Annotated in this window: 1 protein-coding gene; it reads right to left on the bottom strand. The window is 49.6% G+C overall.

Annotated elements, in window-relative coordinates; genetic code table 11:
* Window positions 1-2,646 (bottom strand): hypothetical protein (locus WC614_14125; GenBank protein MFA5034141.1); only part of this gene is annotated, 2,646 nt, incomplete at both ends.

Here is a 2,646-nt window from a genome sequence, read left to right as displayed (position 1 = left end):
CGATGCATCGGGGCAGCTGCGGAGAAATATTTTCCGAACTCTTTTGGTGCGGCATCGTCCTTTTCTTCCTCACCCGCGACCACGTCTTCCCAGGAGAATCTCCTGCCTTCCGGATGGTCTTTATACCATGCTTCTTTTTCACCGTCCGCAAAAACGGATCCAATGACGTCGATACAACGTTTGGTTTCATCGGATTTCGGAGCTTCAATAGATTCTGCGGCCTGGAATTCCTTTACCTTGAGGTTTTTCAGTGCTTCAAGGAGTTTTGCACCGGCATACATAATTTCCTGTCTCCATGCCTGGCGGTTCATGGCGGCACGGTAGTCACCCCAGGCTTTGTAGTTCCCGTCCTTTTTGAGCTCTTCCATGTCTTTTGTGGCCTGTACGTAGTCCTTGATCTGTTGGGGAGTACACAGTGCAAATGGATCTTCGTATCCCGCGGCAATAGCCTGGTCTTTTTTCCATGTGACCAGTTTGATGATGTCCAGTTTCGGCAGCACTTCCGCTTTTTTTACGTTGAATGCCTGGAATCCGGCTTCATTCTTTTTCATGACTTCGTTATCCTTTTCAATGTCGCTCTTGAATTCGCTGAAACTGCATTCCTGGTCTGGTCCGGAAAGCGGATCGATTTTTCTGTAAATTTTGAGGTAGTTCATGACGTCCTCCATGTCCACCTCTTTATTGCTGTATTCCTGGATGAGCCCCAGAATTTTCTGGCGGGCGTTCGATTCAGTAATTCCCGATTCTACAAAAATCGGCATTTTCAGTACGACAATCAGCTGATCAAGTCCCTGGATTTCCGAGGTTCCTTCACCGTTCCATGCTTTTTTCCATTTTTCGTCGTCGTTCACGGCGTCCAGAAGGGAGGTGTGAAGGGTGACTTTTTCTTTCATATATTTGTCCATGTCCTGCCGGAATGCTGTTTCGGTTTCGGTGCGTTTCTTTTCATAGTCGTCTTCATGCTTTTTTCTCCGTTCTTCAAGCGCTGCCTCCCGTTTTACACTCTCCGGTTTTGCCCCCGCTTCCTCAAGGGTCGGAACTATGAAGTAGACGGTGTTGTCCATCTGGTATTTTTTCAGCAGTTTTACGTATTGTTCAATACGGCCGTTCTCGTCGAGGTCGCTCTTGGCCATGATGTCGCCGATGGCTTTCTCCTTGAAAGCTTCTTTTGCGAGATCCTGGTAGGTTTCTCCCGGTTTGATTTCTCTTTTTCCGACGTATGCACGTTTATCTTTGTCCGCGAGCGCTTCGCCGGTTTTCTGTTCCCATTGCGGAAGAATAATGTCACCGTCCCAGATTTCCACGCGGGCGCCGTTGGAGTAGGCGAATGTTCCTTTGCGCTGTTCAGCTTTTCCGTCGACGACTTTTGTATACGATTTATTCGCGTCGTAGGTGGCTTCCATGGTTTTCCCGCCGCTCTTATGTTTCACTTTTATTTTGTCTCCGGCTTTGGCACCCGGGAAAAGATCGCTGATGGTAATGGTGTTTTCGGCTTTTTTGTCACCGTCAAAATGGATTCTTCCGGTTTCGCGGTCGTAGTATTTCGCGACGAGTGCGGCGTCCGTGCGTTCATCTTTTGTTTCCACATGGGCGACTTCGGGTGCTTTAGGTGCAGCCGCCGCAGGTGCGACGATGGCATCCTTTTTAATCCATCCTCTGTCGGTGCCTCCGTCTTTGGTGTATTCGACGGCAACGTACTCTTCCCCGTTGACTATTCTGGTCTTTCTTCCTTCCAGAATTTTGACTTCGTCGTTTGCGCCGACTTTACGGACAATGACTCCGGCTGTTGCTGATTTTCCGCTGTAGAGCGGTGCTTCGTAACGTGCTTTGTATGTTCCGGCAGGAACCGTGTCAGTCGTTTCTTTTGATTGTGTCCACGCATTTTCGGTCCGGAATCTTTTGTCCGCGTCTCTTTGGGTTCTTAATTTTCCTACTTCCACCCACGCCATACGCTGTTCCGGTACTTTCCCTCCCCCGATGTACGGGTCGATTGAAAGTGTCACGAGCACAAACTTGCCGATGGCTCCGTTTTTCTTCGGGGCTTCGATGACAAACCCCTTTTGTATTTCAGCCGGTACATAAGCTCCCGTCCGAAGCTGGTCCGGTGAAAGCGTTCTGCCTCTTCCTTCTTCATTGTAGTAGTCCGGGTCCTGTACGGTTCCTACGTAACTGCTTAAATAGAGGTGAGCTTTGGTTCCCGGGGCCACTGTTTCGGTTCCGCTGAGGCGGATCTGTTCAGGTTTGGCGTCCGGCATGGCTTTCTTGAAAAATTCAATGGCGGCTTTTTGCTCCGGGGTCAGTTCGCCGGGAGCTTTCTTTTCGGGTTCGACGGCTTTTTGTTCGCCGGGGGCGACTGGTGCCGCCGCCGGTGTTTTGATTTGGACGCTTCCCTGTGGAAGTACGATCTCTTGTCCGGCTTTATCCCATTCCTTGGATATGTAGAATTTTAAAACCCCTTTGTCCACTCTTACGAATTTGCATGGTGCGGCGTTTAACATTTCTGTGTTTTTCAGCCGGTTTTCATCGTACTTTCCATATGCTTCGTCGATCAGGCTTGCGGCATATTCCTGCTTGGCCTTGTTCCCGGGATACATTTTTTCGGCAAGCTTTTTGAAGTTTTCCGCAGGGCTTGTTGCTGCCCATTCG

The sequence above is a fragment of the bacterium genome, assembly GCA_041649255.1.
Taxonomy (GTDB): Bacteria; Hydrothermota; UBA3073; order JACQXS01; family JAQTXJ01; genus JAQTXJ01.
Note: the sequence above shows the minus strand (reverse complement) of the source record. Positions and strands in the feature narration are given on the sequence as shown.